Origin of the sequence: Streptomyces sp. NPDC000151, from assembly GCF_040301705.1 — a bacterium.
Lineage (GTDB): Bacteria > Actinomycetota > Actinomycetes > Streptomycetales > Streptomycetaceae > Streptomyces.
The window spans coordinates 1-16,997 of sequence record NZ_JBEPFC010000044.1 but is presented as its reverse complement, the minus strand read 5'-3'; the positions used below and the strand labels follow the sequence as shown (position 1 = coordinate 16,997).

14 protein-coding genes and 1 pseudogene are annotated in these 16,997 nt (G+C 72.6%); 12 read left to right on the top strand and 3 right to left on the bottom strand.

The window, feature by feature from the left end:
• Window positions 1-15 precede the first annotated feature (15 nt).
• Window positions 16-1,419 carry an RICIN domain-containing protein gene (locus ABT381_RS15320; RefSeq protein WP_351593341.1) on the bottom strand — a complete coding sequence of 468 codons (1,404 nt, stop codon included), beginning with the start codon at window positions 1,417-1,419 and terminating at the stop codon, window positions 16-18.
• Window positions 1,420-1,692: 273 nt separating this feature from the next.
• Here ABT381_RS15320 and ABT381_RS15315 point away from each other — a divergent pair, with 273 nt between their 5' ends.
• The 12 genes from ABT381_RS15315 to ABT381_RS15260 all read left to right on the top strand — a co-directional run bounded on the left by ABT381_RS15315 (window position 1,693) and on the right by ABT381_RS15260 (window position 16,707).
• On the top strand, window positions 1,693-3,288 hold the full coding sequence (locus ABT381_RS15315; protein WP_351593338.1) for a phage tail sheath family protein: 1,596 nt from the start codon (window positions 1,693-1,695) through the stop codon (window positions 3,286-3,288).
• A gap of 69 nt (window positions 3,289-3,357) precedes the next feature.
• Window positions 3,358-3,801: a phage tail protein gene (locus ABT381_RS15310; RefSeq protein WP_351593335.1), complete on the top strand. Its 444-nt coding sequence runs from the start codon at window positions 3,358-3,360 to the stop codon at window positions 3,799-3,801.
• A complete protein-coding gene (locus tag ABT381_RS15305; protein ID WP_351593332.1) occupies window positions 3,801-4,319 on the top strand; it encodes a hypothetical protein in 519 nt (172 codons plus the stop codon). The genes ABT381_RS15310 and ABT381_RS15305 overlap by 1 nt, the downstream gene beginning before the upstream one ends.
• Entirely contained in the window at window positions 4,316-4,474 is a 159-nt protein-coding gene (locus ABT381_RS15300) for a DUF6760 family protein (RefSeq protein WP_351593329.1), read from the top strand. The genes ABT381_RS15305 and ABT381_RS15300 overlap by 4 nt, the downstream gene beginning before the upstream one ends.
• Before the next feature lie 2,999 nt (window positions 4,475-7,473).
• Window positions 7,474-7,911: a phage tail protein gene (locus ABT381_RS15295; protein WP_351593326.1), complete on the top strand. Its 438-nt coding sequence runs from the start codon at window positions 7,474-7,476 to the stop codon at window positions 7,909-7,911.
• On the top strand, window positions 7,912-8,637 hold the full coding sequence (locus tag ABT381_RS15290) for a CIS tube protein (protein ID WP_351593324.1): 726 nt from the start codon (window positions 7,912-7,914) through the stop codon (window positions 8,635-8,637). It begins immediately after the preceding gene.
• Window positions 8,637-10,532, top strand: coding sequence for a VgrG-related protein (locus ABT381_RS15285; RefSeq protein ID WP_351593322.1), 1,896 nt, complete (start codon window positions 8,637-8,639; stop codon window positions 10,530-10,532). Before ABT381_RS15290 ends, ABT381_RS15285 begins: the two co-directional genes overlap by 1 nt.
• A 55-nt stretch (window positions 10,533-10,587) precedes the next feature.
• Window positions 10,588-11,070: a GPW/gp25 family protein gene (locus ABT381_RS15280; RefSeq protein WP_351593320.1), complete on the top strand. Its 483-nt coding sequence runs from the start codon at window positions 10,588-10,590 to the stop codon at window positions 11,068-11,070.
• Entirely contained in the window at window positions 11,070-13,028 is a 1,959-nt protein-coding gene (locus ABT381_RS15275) for a putative baseplate assembly protein (protein WP_351593317.1), read from the top strand. Before ABT381_RS15280 ends, ABT381_RS15275 begins: the two co-directional genes overlap by 1 nt.
• Complete coding sequence (locus ABT381_RS15270) at window positions 13,025-13,594, top strand: phage tail protein (RefSeq protein ID WP_351593314.1); 570 nt, start codon at window positions 13,025-13,027, stop codon at window positions 13,592-13,594. Before ABT381_RS15275 ends, ABT381_RS15270 begins: the two co-directional genes overlap by 4 nt.
• Window positions 13,591-14,892 carry a zinc ribbon domain-containing protein gene (locus ABT381_RS15265; RefSeq protein ID WP_351593311.1) on the top strand — a complete coding sequence of 434 codons (1,302 nt, stop codon included), beginning with the start codon at window positions 13,591-13,593 and terminating at the stop codon, window positions 14,890-14,892. Before ABT381_RS15270 ends, ABT381_RS15265 begins: the two co-directional genes overlap by 4 nt.
• A 48-nt stretch (window positions 14,893-14,940) precedes the next feature.
• Window positions 14,941-16,707, top strand: a complete 1,767-nt coding sequence (locus ABT381_RS15260; protein WP_351593308.1) for an eCIS core domain-containing protein — start codon at window positions 14,941-14,943, stop codon at window positions 16,705-16,707.
• Here ABT381_RS15260 and ABT381_RS15255 read toward each other — a convergent pair.
• Both ABT381_RS15255 and ABT381_RS15250 read right to left on the bottom strand, forming a co-directional pair.
• A complete protein-coding gene (locus ABT381_RS15255) occupies window positions 16,704-16,853 on the bottom strand; it encodes a LuxR C-terminal-related transcriptional regulator (protein ID WP_502965707.1) in 150 nt (49 codons plus the stop codon). The two genes, ABT381_RS15260 and ABT381_RS15255, sit on opposite strands and share 4 nt — an antisense overlap.
• A gap of 35 nt (window positions 16,854-16,888) precedes the next feature.
• Window positions 16,889-16,997, bottom strand: a pseudogene (locus ABT381_RS15250) (proline dehydrogenase family protein); the annotation flags it as partial.

Here is a 16,997-nt window from a genome sequence, read left to right as displayed (position 1 = left end):
CGGACGGGGACCCGGTCAGCTGCTGGTGGGGAAGGTCCACTCGTGGTTGTTGTGGGCCTCGTCGGCGCAGGGGAAGATGCTCAGGTTGCGGTCCTGGCTGTCCGCCACCTGCGAGTCCAGGCACTGGTTGTCGCTCTTGACGTTGCGGATCCAGTACCGGCCCTCGGCCTTCTTGTCCAGCCACCACAGCTGGTTGTCGTCGGGCGTGCCGTTGCACCTGAACTCCGTCACCCGCGTCGCCGGGCGGGCGCCGCCGAAGTTGGGCAGGTCCATGCAGAGCCCGTCCTTGTCGTTGCGGATGACGAAGACGGGCGCCCCGTTCGGCCCGCCGTGGTCGAGCTTCTTGTCCAGGTTCCACAGCTGGTTGTCGGACGTGGCGCTGTTGCACCCCGACTGGTTGACGGGGCCGTCGGGGCGGCCCTGGTCAGTGGGGATGTCGGCGCACGTCTGGTTGGTCACGTTCTTGACCAGCACCCGGGTGAGGGTCGGCGGCAGGCCGTTGTCCGGCCCGCCGTCGGCGGGCTTGGCGGGGGCCGGATTCGCCGGAGGGGCCGGCTTCTGCTCCTGGCCGCCGGAGTCCGCGGGCGCTTCGGTCTGCTGCTGCTCGGGCTTGGGGGCTTCCGTGGGCGGCGGCAGCGTGGCGGCGGCACCGTTCGCGGGCTTCTCCTGGGCCTTGGTGTTGACCGCCGGCTGGTAGGTGAACCAGAGGATGAGCCCCGTAATGGTGAGCGCGAGCAGCAGGCCCAGCACCGTCATCAGCCAGTAGGGGAAGACGCTGCGCTGTACGTATGTGCCGTCCACCGCCATCGGTTCGCTGCCCGAGCGCCGCACGGCGAGGTTGTAGGGCCGCTGCTGCTTGTGGCCCGCCCAGGTGATCTGGCGGGGCTTGAGGGTGGCGTCCACGAACGCGGCGCGGCCGGGATCGATCTGTACGTTGGCCGGCCTGATCTCGTACGACAGCTCGTCAGCCTGGTCGCCGCCCGCGATCGAGGCGGTGAGCTTGGTGTTGCCGAGGTTGTCCACGGCCAGCTTCGGGCGCCCCCGGAACCGTCCCTTGACGGTGTGCGGGACCAGTTCGGCCCGTATCTCGCTGAAGGGCGTGATGGTGAGGTTGCCCTCGACGACGGTGGTGGCGTCCGGGTGTTCGGTGGGAATGACCTGCACGCCGTACGGATTCGGCCCGGCCGTGGCGTCGGGGGTGCGCGGCGGCGCGAAGGTCAGTTCCACGGTCCCCGTGGTGCCCGGGTACAGCCGGACCGTCGCGGGTTCCACGGTCACGTACGGCGCGATGTCGCCGACCGGCACGAAGCGGTACTCGTCGACGACGTCGCCGGTGTTGCGGAGTCTCAGCCGTACGGAGGTCGTGTTGCCGGGGTCCACGGTGGCGGACGAGGGCTCGAGGGAGGTCCAGATGCTCACGCCCGCGACGCTACGGCAGGGCCCGGCCGCAGGTCAGGAGGCCACGGGGCAGGAGTGATGCCCGAACGCGCGCCGCACTCTGCCCTGTTGGTACGCAACCGGCGGGCCGTGCGGCACCGGGGACGGCCGGGGACGGCCGGCAGGGACATCGGGTTGCTGTCCTTCAGGGCACCGGCGCTGCCCTGAAGAAGGAACCGGAGGACGTTCACCTGGGTGCGGACCGTCCCGGAGGGTGATCTCGGATCGTGTCCAGCATCGCGAGGAGAGCAGAGCATGTCGTCGTACCTGTCGCCGGGCGTCTACGTCGAGGAGGTGGCCGGTGGCTCGCGCCCGATTGAGGGGGTGGGCACCTCCGTCGCGGCCTTCGTCGGACTCGCCCCGAGCGGACCGCTGAACAAGCCGACGCTGGTCACCAACTGGACTCAGTACGTCGCCGAGTTCGGTGAGTTCACCGACGGGTACTACCTCGCGCACTCCGTCTACGGCTTCTTCAACAACGGTGGCTCCGCCGCGTACATCGTGCGGGTCGGCGGGGCGAAGGGCGGCGAGAACGGGCAGGCACCGGCCGCCGTCGCCGGCCGGACCACCACCCCCGCGGCGCTGCCGCCCGGTGAGCCGCAGGCGCTCGGTACGTTCAAGGTCGCGGCCCTCGCGCCCGGCAGCGGCGGCGACGGGCTCAGTGTCGAGGTGGCGGACGCCGAGGGCGAGGGTCCCGCCGAGCGGTTCCGGCTGATCGTCAAGGACGGCGGCAAGACCGCCGAGACCTTCGACGTCACCGCCAAGAAGGGCGGCCGCAACTACGTCGTCACCCAGGTCAAGGAACGCTCCCAGCTGATCTCCGTGCAGGAGGCGGCCCCCGCCGCGCAGCTGGCCCGCCCCGAGAACCAGACCGTGGCCCTGCCCGCGCCGGCTCCCGCCCCGGCCGCCGCCCCCGCTGCCGGCGAGGCGGACGGCAGCCACCCCGGCCCCGCCCAGTACCTCGGCGACTCCGCCGACCGCACCGGCTTCGGCGGCCTGGAAGCGGTCGACGAGATCTCGATGGTGGCCGTCCCCGACCTGATGGCCGCCTACCAGCGCGGCGCGATCGACCTGGAAGCCGTCAAGGCAGTCCAGCTCGGCCTGATCGCGCACTGCGAGCTGATGGGCGACCGGGTGGCCGTCATCGACCCGCCGCCCGGCCTCAACGCCCGCGGCATCCGCGTCTGGCGCCAGGAGACCGCCGGTTACGACTCCAAGTACGCGGCGCTCTACTACCCGTGGATCAAGGTCTTCGACCCGGCCACCGGCGAGTCGCGCACCGTCCCGCCGAGCGGCCACATCTCGGGCATCTGGGCCCGCAACGACTCCGAGCGCGGCGTGCACAAGGCGCCCGCCAACGAGATCGTCCGCGGCGCCGTCGACCTGGAGATGCAGATCACCCGCGGCGAGCAGGACCTGCTCAACCCGATCGGCGTCAACTGCATCCGCGCCTTCCCGGGCCGCGGCATCCGCGTCTGGGGCGCCCGCACCCTCGCCTCCGACCCGGCCTGGCGCTACCTGAACATCCGTCGGTACTTCAACTACCTGGAGGAGTCGATCCTGATCGGCACCCAGTGGGTGGTGTTCGAGCCGAACGACCAGCAGCTGTGGGCGCGGATCCGGCGCAACGTCTCCGCCTTCCTCGTCACCGAGTGGCGCGAGGGCGCGCTCTTCGGCTCCCGGCCGGAGGAGGCGTTCTACGTCAAGTGTGACGCCGAGACCAACCCCCAGGAGTCGGTGGACCTCGGGCGGGTCATCTGCGAGATCGGCATCGCGCCCGTCAAGCCGGCGGAGTTCGTGATCTTCCGACTGGCCCAGTTCTCCAGCGGCAGCGGCGAGCTGGAGGAGTAACAGCCCCTGTCTCCCCTCCGCACCTCTTCTCCGCACGATCAGTAATCAGCAAAGGACACCGGACGACCCATGAGTCTCCAGCCGGGTGACGCCCTCACCTCACATAATTTCGGCCTCCAGATCGACGGCGTGATGGTCGAGTACCTCCAGGAGGTCAACGGCCTGACCATCGAGCAGGACGTCATCGAGTACCAGCAGGTCTCCGCGCAGGGCAAGCCCGTCACGAAGAAGCTGCCCGGCGTGAAGAAGGCGGGCACCTGCACGGTCGTACGCGGCATGACCCAGTCCGCGGCCTTCAACCAGTGGATCACCGAGTCGGTGGCCGGGGTCATGAGCACGGCCCGCAAGAACGCCACCATCATGGTGATGGACTATCAGAACAACCCGGTCAAGCGGTACAACATGCGCAACGCCTGGTGCAGCAAGGTCGACACCAGCACGGTGAAGGCCGGCGAGGCGTCCGCGCTCACCGAGACCGTGACCATCACGTTCGAAGAACTGGTCATCGAGTAATGCGCCGTACCGCTCCCAGGTCGCCCGCCGCGGCGGCGCCGGCTGCCGGTCCCGAAGACGGGCCGGAAGCCGGTCCGGAAACCGGGGCCGCGGCCACCGGAATCGCGCCCCCGCCCGCGGCCGCCCCCGCGGCGCCGCAGCGGCGCAGCCTGAGCACCGAGTTCGCCTTCGAGCTGCCGCGCGGCTACGTCGACGAGTCGGGGACCGTCCACCGGGACGGGGTGATGCGCCTAGCGACCGCCAAGGACGAACTGGTACCGCTGCGGGATCTGCGGGTTCAGGAGAACCCGGCCTATCTGTCGGTGGTGCTGCTCGGCCGGGTGATCACCCGGCTGGGCTCGCTGCCGCTGGTGCACGACGGCGTGGTGGAGAACATGTTCGCCTCCGACCTCGCCTTCCTGCAGGACTTCTACCGGCAGATCAACGCCGAGGGCCACACGCGGGCCGGGGTGTCGTGTCCGCACTGCGAGCAGCCGTTCGAGGTCGAACTCGGCGGGAGCCGCCTGGGGGAATCGTGACGTACGCGACCGACCGCATGCATGAGGAGATCGCGTACATCGCCTACCACTTCCACTGGAGCCTGGAGGAGATCCTGGACCTCGAACACCGCGACCGGCGCCGGTACGTAGAGCAGATCGCGACGCTGGTGACCCGCGCGGAGGCGGAGCGGTAATGGGAATGCTCGACCGGTTCCGGCGGGGCCGGGGCGATGTGGCGGGGATCGATGCGGGTACGGGCGCTGGCCCCGGTGCTGGGGCTGTGGCCGCTGCCGGGCCGGTGTCCGGGTCCGGGTCCGTCGGTGCGACGGGCCCTGCCGGGCTGCCGCCGATCCAGCGCGCGGTGGCGCATCCGGCGCGGCACACGGTGGCTTCGGCCGACTTCTCCGCGTCGCTGGCGTCCTTCCAGAGCCCTGCGTTCATGGGCACGCTTTCGCACGCCGTACTCGACAGCGCGCCGGCCGGACTGATCCGGGACGCCCTGACCCCCGCGACGACGTCCGTCCGGGGCCTCGGCGACCCGGCGCTGTCCCTCCCGGTGGTACGGGCCGAGGACGCGCAGGGTGAGGCGTACGGGCATGGGCACGGGCACGGGTATGAACACGGGCACGGGCTCGTAGCTGGGGCCGGGGCGGCAGGCGAGGCCGGAGTGACCGGTGCGCCCTCTGCCTCTCCCTCTCCTTCTCCCTCCGCCTCGCCCTCTGCCTCGCCCTTGCTGTCCGGTGGGTCCCCCTCGGTTCAGCGGGCGCGGGGGCCGCGGGTCGTACCGGTGGTCGCTGCGGCTCCTCGCGCTGCGGCTCGTCGCGCTGCGACGGGCGCGACGCCGCCTGCGGTGTCCGGGCCGGGCACGACGGCTTCGGCGCCTGAAGCGGCACCGACGCCTGGAGCGGGCCCGATGCCCGAGTCGGGGCCGATGCCCGAGTCGGCTTCGATGCCTGTGGCGGCTTCGTTGCCTGTGGCGGGGACGAGGCCGGTCGCGGGTTCGCGGTCCGTGGACGTCTCGCGGCCTGTGGCGGCTTCTCGGCCTGTAGGCGCTTCAGCGGCTGCGGCTGTCACGACGGCCGCGGAGTCCCGAGAGGCCGCGGCGGTTGCCAAGCCATCGTTGACCAAGGCGTCGGTTCCCGGCACTGTGCAGCGCAGGACGTTGCCGACCGCGTTGCCGGTGCGGAGGACGGCGAGCGAGCCGGCGCCTGAGCCGGTGCGGCAGCCTGCTGCCGCAACCGAGGTGGCTGAGGCGGCTGTTCCGGCCGCTGCGGTCGCCGCAGTCGCCGCGGTCGCTTCGCAGGAAAGTGTGGTCGCTGAGGAGTCCGCTCCGGTACCGCCGCGGCAGACGTCCGTACCCGTGCCACCGACACCGCAGGTACGGACGGCTGTGTCGGTCCCGCCGGGAGAGGCGGCCGTACCGTTGTCGTCGGCGCCTGTCGGTCCCGTGCAGCGCTCTGCGGAGCGGTCTGCGGAGCGCAGCGCGTCGGCGAGCGTGCCGGAGCAGGCCGTCACTCCCGTTCAGCGGCCCGCGACGGCCCGGTCGGAACGGCCGGTTGAGCCGGTTCAGCCGGTACAGCGGGCTCGTTCGTCTCAGCCGGGTGAGATCGTTCGCCCGGCTGGGCCCGCTGATGCCGCTCGGCCGGTTCAGCCGGTTCGGCCGGCACCGGCTGCTGGGCCGATGGGTCCTGTCAGGCCTGGCCGGTCGGGCAGGCCCGCCGGGCTCGGCGCCCCCGTCAAGGCCGATGGCGGCGAGACGCCAGGAGCCGTCACCGCTTCGGTATCGCCCACCGTCCCGGCTTCTCCCACCGGTCCGGCTGCTCCCGTCGGCCCGACGCCCCCCGCCGCTGCGACCTCCGCGTCCACGGCGGCAGTTGTAGCGTCTCCGGCTGCTCCGACGACCTCGGCCCCGGCCCCGGCCTCGACCTCGGCTCCGGTACGCCGTCCTGGACTCGGCGCCCCGGTGTCGGCACCGCCCGCAGCGGCGAAGCCACAGCCACGCGCCGAAGCCGGTGACCGGCCGGTCGTCCAGCGACTGGCTGCCACGTCCCCTGCTCCCGCGCCCGCTCCCGTGTCCACGGCTGCTCCCGCTCCCGCGCCCGCTCCCGCGAAGCGGGACGGTGGGCGAACGGCTGCTCGGCAGCGGCCGGTGTCAGGGCTGGGGGCACCGCTGGTGCGCCCGGCTCGGTCCGATGTCGAGGCGCCGGTGACGCCTACCGCGCCCGCCCCGCAGAGCGGTCCGAAGCCGGTGGCGCTGCGACGCGTCAGCCCGGGGAGTACCACAGGGACAGGGAAGGCCACCAAGACCGTCAGGACCGGTGCGGCTGCCGGATCAGGCGGCCCCGGGGACACAGTCCAGCGTGCTGTCACGCCTCCCACGCAGGCCCAGCGTCTGACAGCGCCGCCCGCCGCGCCCACGACCGCGACTGCGGCCACGCCCACGAGCGCGCCCACGACCGCGACCGCGCCCACGCCCACGACCGCGGCTACGCCCACCATGCGTACGCCGGACACGCGCCCGGCACAGCCGCGGGGTGACCGTGCCCGTACCGCTGCCCGTACCGCTGCCCGTACCGCTGACCGCGACCGGGCCGCCGTGCCGCTGGCAGCGCCGGCTTCGGCGCCGTCCGTGCAGCTCCCCGTACAGCGGGCGTCCGCAACGCCGGCGGTGACGCCTTCGGTGACGCCGACCGTGCGTCCGTCCGCGCCGCGACCGGCCACCCCGCTCGTCACACCGCCGGTACAGCGGACACCGGCACCGACACCGCCACCACCTCCGGTACAGCGGGCACCGGCACCGGTACCCGCACCCGCACCGCCACCCCCTCCCGTACAGAACACCCCGCCCGCCCCGCCACCGCCACCCGCGCCCCAGTCTCCCGCCGTCGTCCAGCGGGCGGCCCGTGGGCGGGACGTGCGGCAGGGCGGGTCGGGCAAGGGCGGGGGCGCGGGGGCGCGGTCCGGTGGGTTCGACCCCCGGGAGCTGTCGGACGGGCAGGTGGACGAGTTGACGCATCGGCTCATCGGCCCGCTGACCCGGCTGCTGCGCACCGAACTACGGCTCGACCGCGAACGGATCGGCAGGCTGCGCGACCCCCGCCGATGACCACCGCCCCGCACCGCCCCACCCGCATAACCCGCAAAACAGCAAGCGCCAAGCAGTACGCAGCACCAGGAAGGCCAGGCCCACCCGATGCCTCAGGACCAGGATCCGGGCTCCACCATCTTCTTCAACCTGACCATCGACGGGGAGAGTCTGGGCGACTTCAACGGATGCGAGGGGCTTTCCTCGCAGGTGGAGATCGAGCAGCGGCAGGAGGGCGGCAACAACGGGTTTGTGTGGCAACTGCCCTCCCGCGTGAGCTTTTCGCACATCACGCTGACCCGGCCGCTCACCCCGGACACCGCCAAGGTGGCCGCGTGGATCTCCTCCGTCACCAGCGGCGCGGTGCGCCCCACCGCGCAGATCGCGGCGCTGCGCGCGGACGGCTCGGTCGTCGCGCGGTGGGGGCTGCTCGACGTGCTGCCGGTCAGCTGGCGCGGGCCCTCCCTGGACCCGGCCAGCCCGGCCGTGGCCACCGAAACGCTGGAGATCGCGCACCACGGCTTCACGGACGCGGGGGCGGCGTAGATGGCCGGCAGGGGAAAGGGCGGTGCGGGCAAGAGCCTGGTGCGGGCCACGCTCGCCATCCACCAGCCGCCCCTTGGGTACAGCACCAAGCCCGGCGGTCTGATCAGCACCTTCAGTTTCGACTTCAATCCGGGGCAGCTCGCGCTGAGCCGCCGCGCCGAGTGGAAGACGACGCCGACCGCCGCCGTACGCGACGGCGCGCTCCCGGAGTTCATGGGGTCCGCGCCCCGTGAGATGACGGTGGAGGTGTTCCTGGACCGGTCCGGGAATCCGGACAGCAACGATGTGCGGAAGAACGTCGAGGCGCTGTTCTCCTGCTGCGAGGTGACCTCGGCCAGCATCGCGGCGAAGCAGCCGTCGACGCCGTGGGTGGTGTTCGAGTGGGGGTCGTTCTCCACTGCCCGCTTCACCGCGTACGTCAGCGCCGTCGAGGCCTCGTACACCCTCTTCGGCACCACCGGCGTGCCCATCCGGGCCACCTGCCAGGTGCACCTGCACGAGATCCCGAGCCGGACCTCCGGCCAGAACCCCACCTCCGGCGCGCTCACCGCGCGCCGGGTGCACCGCGTGGTGGCGGGCGACTCGCTGCAGTTCCTCGCCTGGCGGGAGTACGGCGACGCCACCGCCTGGCGCACCATCGCCGAGGCCAACGACATCGACAATCCCGCACAGCTGCGGCCGGGGACCGAACTGATGCTCCCCGCCGCTGAAGAGGTCGGCTCCTGATGACGCAGATCGGCTACTCCAACGTCTTCCACGTCAAGGTCGGCGGCGCGCCGCTGAGGCCGGAGCTCGCCCGGCTGCTCGTCGGTGGCTGGGTCGACTTCGGTGCCGGGGTGCCCGGAGCCTTCCAGCTCACCTTCCGCGACCCGAAGCGGAAGCTGCTCGGTGAGGCGGGCATCACGATCGGGACGGAGGTCGTGCTGGCGCCGGTGGCCGACGGGCAGGGGGCCCAGTCCCCGCTGCTCACGGGTGAGGTGACGGGGCTGGAGACGGACTACGACGGGACCGGGACGTTCACCGTCGTACGGGGTTACGACCTGGGCCACCGGATGCTGCGCCAGCGCCGGGTCGCCGGTTACCGCTCCATGACCGCCTCCGACATCGTCCGGAAGCTGGCCGGCCAGGACCGGGTACCGGTCGGCCGGATCGACGGCACCACCGCCAAGTACGAGTTCCTCACCCAGGCCAACGTCACCGACTGGGACTTCGTGTGCCGGCTGGCGGACGAGAGCGAGCGGGTGCTGTCGCTGAGCCCCAAGGGCAAGCTCCAGTTCCTCCGGCCCGATCCGGCCTCCGGCGCGCCCCCGGTGAGCACGCCGAGCGAGAAGAGCCCCTTCGTCCTGGAGGCGGGCATGGACATCCTGCGCTGCCGGGCCGCGGTCACCTCCGCCGACCAGGTGAGTTCGGTGCAGGCGCGCGGCTGGGACGTGACGACCAAGCGCGACCTGGTCGGCCGGGCCACGGCCGCCACCACGCCGGGCGTGGCCATCGGGACGACGCCGGGCCGGGCCTCCAGCGCGTTCGGCGCCGCCACGCTGGTGGAGACCGACACCCCGCTCGACACCCAGGCCCAGGTCCGGTACGCGGCCGAGGCGCTCGCCGACGACGTGACCGGCGCCTTCGCCGAACTGGAGGTGACGGTACGCGGCAACCCCAAGCTGCGGCCCGGCGTCCCGGTCGCGCTCGCGGACGTGGGGGCGCCCTTCGAGGGCAAGTACACGGTGACCGCCGCCCGGCACTCCTTCGGCGACGGCCGGCACTACGAGACCCTGCTGACCGTCAGCGGCCGGCAGTGGCGTTCTCTGTACGGCCTGGCCTCGGGCGGCACGAGCGTGCAGCCACGACTGCCGAGCGTCGCCAACGCGCTGGTCACCGACGTCAAGGACCCGCTCAAGCAGGGGCGGGTCAAGCTGCGCTTCCCCTGGCTGGACGACAAGTACACCAGCGACTGGGCGCGGACCGTGCAGTTCGGCGGCGTGAAGGGCGGGGGCGTGATCACGCCGGACGTGGGTGACGAGGTGCTGGTCGCGTTCGACCGGGGAACTCTGGACCATCCGTATGTGATCGGCGGACTCTACAACGGGCGGGACAAGCCGGATCCGGTGGACGTGCCGCTGTACGACGCCACGAAGGGCACCATCACCCGGCGTACCGTCGCCGACCGCAGTGGTAACCGCATCGACCTGCTCGACCAGCGCACCGGCGGCAAGCGCGGCGTACGGCTGAGCACCGGGGACGACAAGCTGACGGTCAATCTGGACCGTACGGGCACCGAGATCACCATCAACAGCTCCGGCAGCGTCACCATCAAGGGCAGCCGTTCGGTGTCCGTCGAGGCGGGCACGGACCTGAACCTGAGCGCCCGCCGCAATCTGACCATCAAGAGCGGCGGCATGCTCAACATCCAGGGCCGGGGGCTGGTCAACCTCAAGTCCCTCGCCGGTGCGGTCAACGTGGACGCGATGGGCGCGCTGAGCCTGAAGGCGGTGGGCGCCGCGACGGTCAGCGCCGGCGGCACGATCCAGGTCAACTCCGTCGCCAACGTCGGCATCCGCGCCGCCACGCTGCTGCTCCAGGGCGTCGTGCTGGTCAACAACAAGCCGTACCCGATCCCGTGACGGCCGAGCGGATCACCCGGTACGGCACGGAACAGAGAAGGCAGGTGGCCCACTGATGGCCGATCAGTTCGTCGGGTCCGGCTGGTCGTTCCCGCTGCGCATCAGCCCCACGGGCGGCATCGCCCTGGTCAGCGGGGAGCGCGAGGTCGAGGAGGCCATGCGGCTGGTGCTGGCCACCGCACCGGGCGAGCGCCCGATGCGCCCCGAGTTCGGCTGCGCCATCCACGACATGGTGTTCGCACCGGTCAACGAGGCCACGGCGGGCCGCATTCAGCACGAGGTGTACGCCAGCCTGGACCGCTGGGAGCCGCGCATCGAGGTGGACGACGTCACCGTGACGGCCGGCGACGACCAGGGCGTGCTCTACATCGACGTGCGCTACGCGGTACGCGGCACCAACAACCCGCGCAGCCTGGTCTTCCCGTTCTACGTCATTCCCTCGCACGACGAGCCGGCCGGCTCCCCCTCCGCCGGCCCGCCCGGCGGCCCCGACCCTCTTTCCCGTACGCCCGACGAGCACATTGGAAGCGACCGCTGATGGCCCTGCCCTCCCCGAACCTCGACGACCGGCGTTTCCAGCAGTTCGTCGACGACGCCAAGCGCTACATCCAGCAGCGCGCCCCGGAGTGGACCGACCACAACGTCTCCGACCCCGGCGTCACGCTCGTCGAGACCGTCGCGCACATGGCCGACCAGGTCGTCTACCGGCTCAACCGGGTGCCGGAGAAGAACCACCTGGCCTTCCTCGACCTGCTCGGCATCACGCTCTTCCCGCCGTCCGCCGCCCGGGCCGACGTGACGTTCTGGCTCTCCGCACCCCAGGAGCAGCCCGTACGGCTGGCCGTCGGGACCGAGGTCGCCACCGCGCGCACCGAGAGCGAGGAAGCGGCCGTCTTCGCCACCGAGGCCGAACTGACGGTCGTGCCGAGCGAGTTGTCCTATCTCGTGGTCCAGCCGCACGGCGCTGAGGTGACCGAGCGGACCTCCGACCTCGTCGAGGGCAAGGACGTGCACTGCTTCGCCGAGTCGCCGCGCCCGGGCGACCGGATGCTGTTCGGGCTCAGCGCCGCCGTACCGCACTGCGCAGTGGTACTGACCCTGGGAAGCCGCGTCGACGGCGTCGGCGTGGACCCCCGGCAGCCCCCGCTGGCCTGGGAGGCGTGGACCGCGGACGGCTGGGTGGCCTGCGAGGTCGACCGTGACACCACCGGCGGTCTGAACCGCCCCGGCGAGGTCGTCCTGCACGTCCCCGGCGGCCACGTCCTCTCCCGCACCGGCCGGCGGGAAGCCGGCTGGCTGCGCTGCCGGGTCACCGAAGCCGCCGCGGGCCAGCCCTTCTACACCACCTCGCCCACCATCCGCTCCGCCGAGGCGTTCACCATCGGCGGCACCACCCGCGCCGTGCACGCCGACACCGTCCGCGACGAACTCCTCGGCGAGTCCCCCGGGCTGCCGGGGCACCGGCTGCGCCTCACCCACGCACCGGTGGTCGGCGACGCGCCCCCGCTGCACCTCCAGGTCGCCGAGCGCGACGGCTGGACCGACTGGCAGGTCGTCGGGCACTTCGCCGCCTCCGGCCCCGACGACCGGCACGTCACCCTCGACGCCGCCACCGGCGAGGTCGCCTTCGGCCCCGCCGTACGCGAACCCGACGGCACCCTCCGCCAGTACGGTGCCGTACCGCCCAAGGGCGCCGTCATCCGCGCCCGCCGGTACCGCACCGGCGGCGGCAGGACGGGCAACGTCGCCCGCGGCGCCATCCAGGTGCTGCGCGACTCCGTCCCGTACGTCGCCGAGGTCACCAACCGCGAGGCGGCCAGTGGCGGGGTGGACGGGGAGACCGTGGAGGAGGCCAAGGTCCGGGCGCCCATCGCGCTGAGCGCCCAGGACCGGGCCGTCACCCTGCGCGACTACGAGGAACTGGCCCGCCGCGCGGCGCCCGAGACGGCCCGCATCACCTGCCTGGCCGCCGAGCCGGACGAACACGGCGCGCACGCCGTACGCGTCCTCGTCATCCCGCAGGCCGTGCCCGACCCGGGCGGCCGGCTCCGCTTCGAACAGCTCGTACCGAACGACGCACTGCTCGACCGCATCACCCGTTACCTCGACGACCGGCGGCTGATCGGGACCCGGCTGGCGGTGGGCCCGCCGTACTACCAGGGCGTCACCGTCGTCGCGACCGTGCACGCCTTCCGCGGCACCGACACCGACCGGGTGCGGCGGGAGGCCCACGACGCGCTCCACCGCCACCTGGACCCGCTGACCGGCGGCGCGCACGGCACCGGATGGCCCTTCGGGCGGCCGGTGCAGGCCGGCGAGGTCTTCGCGGTCCTGCAGCGGGTGCCCGGCGTCGAACTCGTCGACGAAGTACTGCTGCACCCCGCCGACCCGCTCACCGGCAAGCGCGGCGACGCCACCGACCGGATCGACCTGGACCCCTCGGCGCTGGTCTTCTCCTTCGACCACCGCGTACGAGTGATCGGGGACGCGTCATGAGGGGGTCGATCGACGGCCTGGGCTCCTCCGCGCCGCTGGGCGCCATGCTGCCCGCCGTCTTCGCCGAGGACGATCTGGCCCAGCGCTTCGTCGCCGGGCTCGACGAGGTACTCGCTCCCATCCACAACGTCCTGGACTGCCTGGACGCCTACTTCACCCCCTCACTCGCCCCGGCCGACTTCACCCGCTGGCTCGGCGAGTGGGTCGGCGCCGCGCCCGACGGCGGCTCGGACCTCCCGGAGGACCCGGCACAGCTGCGGGCCGCGGTCGCCGCCGCCGTACATCTGCACCGCATCCGCGGCACCCGGCGCGGCCTGGAGGAGGCGATCCGGCTCGCCTTCGGCGTGGCACCGGAGATCACCGAGAGCGGCGCCGCCACCTGGAACGCCCGGCCGCTCGGCCCGGTACCCGGCGAACGCCGACCCCGCCTGCACGTCACACTCCGGCTCCCCGACCCGGGCCCGGCCGACGCACACCGGCTGGAGCGGCTCGTCGCAGCCGCCCGCCCCGCACACATGCCCTACACGGTCCAGGTGACCGCAGTTGAAAGGACATCGGACAGGTGACCGACCCCACCTCTCCCGCCGCCAACGACGGCCGGGCGGCCGGCTACGGCAGCTCCGGCTCAGGCTCCGACGCCGGCGAGGCCCGGCGCCGGCCGGTGGACTGCCCCGAGTGCGGCACCCGTGCCGCACCGGGCCAGTCCTTCTGCGACAGCTGCGGCGCGGTACTCGGCTGGAATCCGGGCCCGGGCCCGGCAGCGGCCCCGACGACGAACACCGACCCCGAGCGCGCCAGTGAGGTGACTGCCCGTCAGGAGAGCGACGCTCAGGTGACCGCTCGCCCGGAGGAGGCGGACACGGCCGCTCCGGGCCCGTCCGGCACGCCCTCGAGTCCGCCCGGGACCACCACGTCCCAGGACGCCGCGACCGTCCCCGTCGAACGGCAGCAGCCGGACTCCGCGGCGGCCGACGAGCGGGCCAGGGCGCTGCTCGTGCCCGTGGCGGACCCCGAAGGACGTGCCGACGCGGCACCCTCCGTGGCACCGGTGCTCCCCGGCCGGCCGGAAGCCGCCCGGCCCCGGGCACAGGCCCCCGTCGGCGCGCCCGACGAGGACGGTGGTCCCCCCTGCCAGTGGTGCGGCACCGGCAATCGCCCCGACCGGCACTTCTGCCGCCGCTGCGCCATGTCGCTCGCCGCCCGCCCGGACGGCCCGGTCCGGCTTCCCTGGTGGCGCCGGATACTGGACCGCAACAACCGTCCCGCGCCCTGGGCGGGGTCCCGTCCGCGCCTCCGCCGGGACCTCGGCCGCATCCTCAGCTGGATCGCCTGGGCTCTCGTGATCGCCCTGGTGGTGACCGCCGCGTTCAACGTCGGCACCGCCGTGGACGCCGTACGCGACCACTTCGCCAAGCGGGCACCGGTCGGCCCGGACACCGTCGCGGCGTCCCGCTCCTACCAGCACCACGGCCCCGAGAAGGTCTTCGACAAGTACAACAACACCTGGTGGGGACCCGGCGTCACGCAGGCGGGGGAGGGCGAGTGGATCGAGGCACGGTTCCAGGAGCCGGTCCGCCTGCTCGACCTGCTGATCACCCCCGGCAAGTCGGCGCGCCCCGCCGACCTCACCAAGGCCACCCTCCCGCACCGCGTCGAGGCCCTCATCACGACCTCGAAGGGACACCACCTCACCCGCAGTTTCACCCTCGACCAGGCCAGCGGCGCCCAGCGCGTCCCCTTCCGCGTCGGCGAGGTCAGCTCCGTACGGTTCGTCGTGCGCTCCTCTTACCAGCCCAACGCCGACAACCAGGTCTCCTTCGCCGAGATCGAGTTCTTCGGCCGCTCGCAGGCGTCGAGTTCATGAGGCCCGGGGGAGGGGAGAGTACTCCCGGGCGAACAGGAGGGTGCCACCATGCGTGACACGGAACAGCAGCGGGCCCCGGGCACGGGCCGCCGGGAGCCGGCATCGGCCCGGGCACGTACGGAGGCGGGGCCCGGCCTCGCCCGGTCGGTGGCGGCGCTCACCGGCCGGGGCGGGCGGCCCACCGCGGGGGACATCACCGCGCTGCAACGGGCCGCGGGCAACACCGCGGTGACGGCCGCACTGGCCGGGACCGCGGACCCGGCCCCCGTGCAGCGGTCCGCCGTGCACGACGTGCTCCGCAGCCAGGGCCGGCCGCTCGACGACGAGGTACGCGGCGACATGGAGGCCCGGCTCGGCGCGGACTTCTCCACCGTACGGCTGCACAGCGACGGGGTCGCGCAGCGTTCGGCGGCCGAGGTCGGCGCCCGCGCGTACACCTCCGGCGAGCACATCGTCCTCGGCGCCGGCGGCACCGACCGGCACACGCTCGCCCATGAGCTGACCCACGTCATCCAGCAACGCCAGGGGCCTGTCGCCGGCACCGACCGCGGGGACGGGCTGCGCGTCAGCGACCCGTCCGACGCGTACGAGCGCGCCGCCGAGGCCAACGCGACCCGCGCCCTGGCGGGCCCGGCACCGGTACAGCGCGCGGAGGGCGCGGCGGCGACGCGGGGCGGAGGGACCGCGGAACCCGTCGTGCAGCGCGCGATCGCCGGAGCGCAACGCACCCGCATCACCGACGCGTTGAAGGCGGGCAGCCAGGTCGTGGTGGCGGCCGGGGACGGGTCCCGCGGCCGGCTCACCTTTCACGGCGACCACTACCGGGTACAGAAGTCGAAGCGGGACACGGTCACCGTGGACGAGGCGACCCTGTGGCGGGACTACACCCTGCTGGGGACGGTCCGCGCGGGCGAGCGACTGCCCCTGGACCTGGACCCGGGCGACCTGCCCGGCAACACGAAGACACAGGAGCGCAACGGGGCGCAGGTGATGGACTTCGACACCTCACCCGTCGCCTTCGCGCACTACTCCTACGACCTGATGCCCGGGCCCGGCAAGGGCGGGAACCAGCGGACCAACGATCACCTCACCATCGAGAATTCGCTGCCGGCCATGCTCACCAGCCTGAAGCACAGCCCCGGGAAGGTGGAGGCCGACCTCCACGAGCGCCCGCACAAGATGAAGCCGCACTTCAACCGGCAACTGAACGAGGCCGGTCACGCGGACATCGACAACATCAATTTCCGCCCCACCGAGAACCGCCAGGGTCCCCGCCCGATCGGTGCCGCCCTCGATCCCACCGGCGCGCTGCGCGCCGACAAGAACCGCAAGGACACGGCGGCCGACCCGATCCCCGTGGAGGAGCGGATCCACCTGGAGTCGTTCCTCGGCTACATCGACACCGCCATGCGCCGGCTGGAACTGGGCCAGGGGATGCGCACGGCGATCGCCGATTCCATCCGTACCATGCAGGGCCGCATGGGCTTCGACGCCGACAAGCTGTACCTCAACTTCAAGCAGCGCGAGGACTTCACCCGTTTCGTGGTCCTGGTGACGAGCCTGACGGGCAGCCGGGGGATCCCCGACGTGCTGGCGCAGATGGCCGGGAACGAGGCGAAGGCCGACCTGAGCGATGCCGACTTCCGGCTGATCCGGGACCACCTGGACTCGCCGCTCCGGGAGCAGATCGCGGACAAGGTCGAGGGCGGCGGCACCTGGTCCGTCGTGGGTAACGGCCCCGACCTCAAGGCCGTCCGCTCCGCGATCGCCAAGCACTACTGGGACACCATCGTCGACTGGGCGAGGAACCCCTAACCCGCATGCCGGTCGTCGGAATCCCCGATGCCGTCGCCGTCCAGGGCCTCCCGCAGCGCGGTGCGGCGTTGTATGCCCAGTTTGCGGTAGGTGCTGGTCAGGTGGGTCTCCACGGTGCGGCGGGCGAGGTGCAGCAGGGCGCCGATCTCGGCGTTGGTGCGGCCGTCGGCGGCGAGCGCGGCGATGCGGCGTTCGCGACGACCGGGGTGACGTTCTTCAGGGCCAGCTCGTGGCCGCCGGGCAGGGCCTGCCCGAAGGCGGAGAGCTTGACCGACATCTCGGCCCGGGTG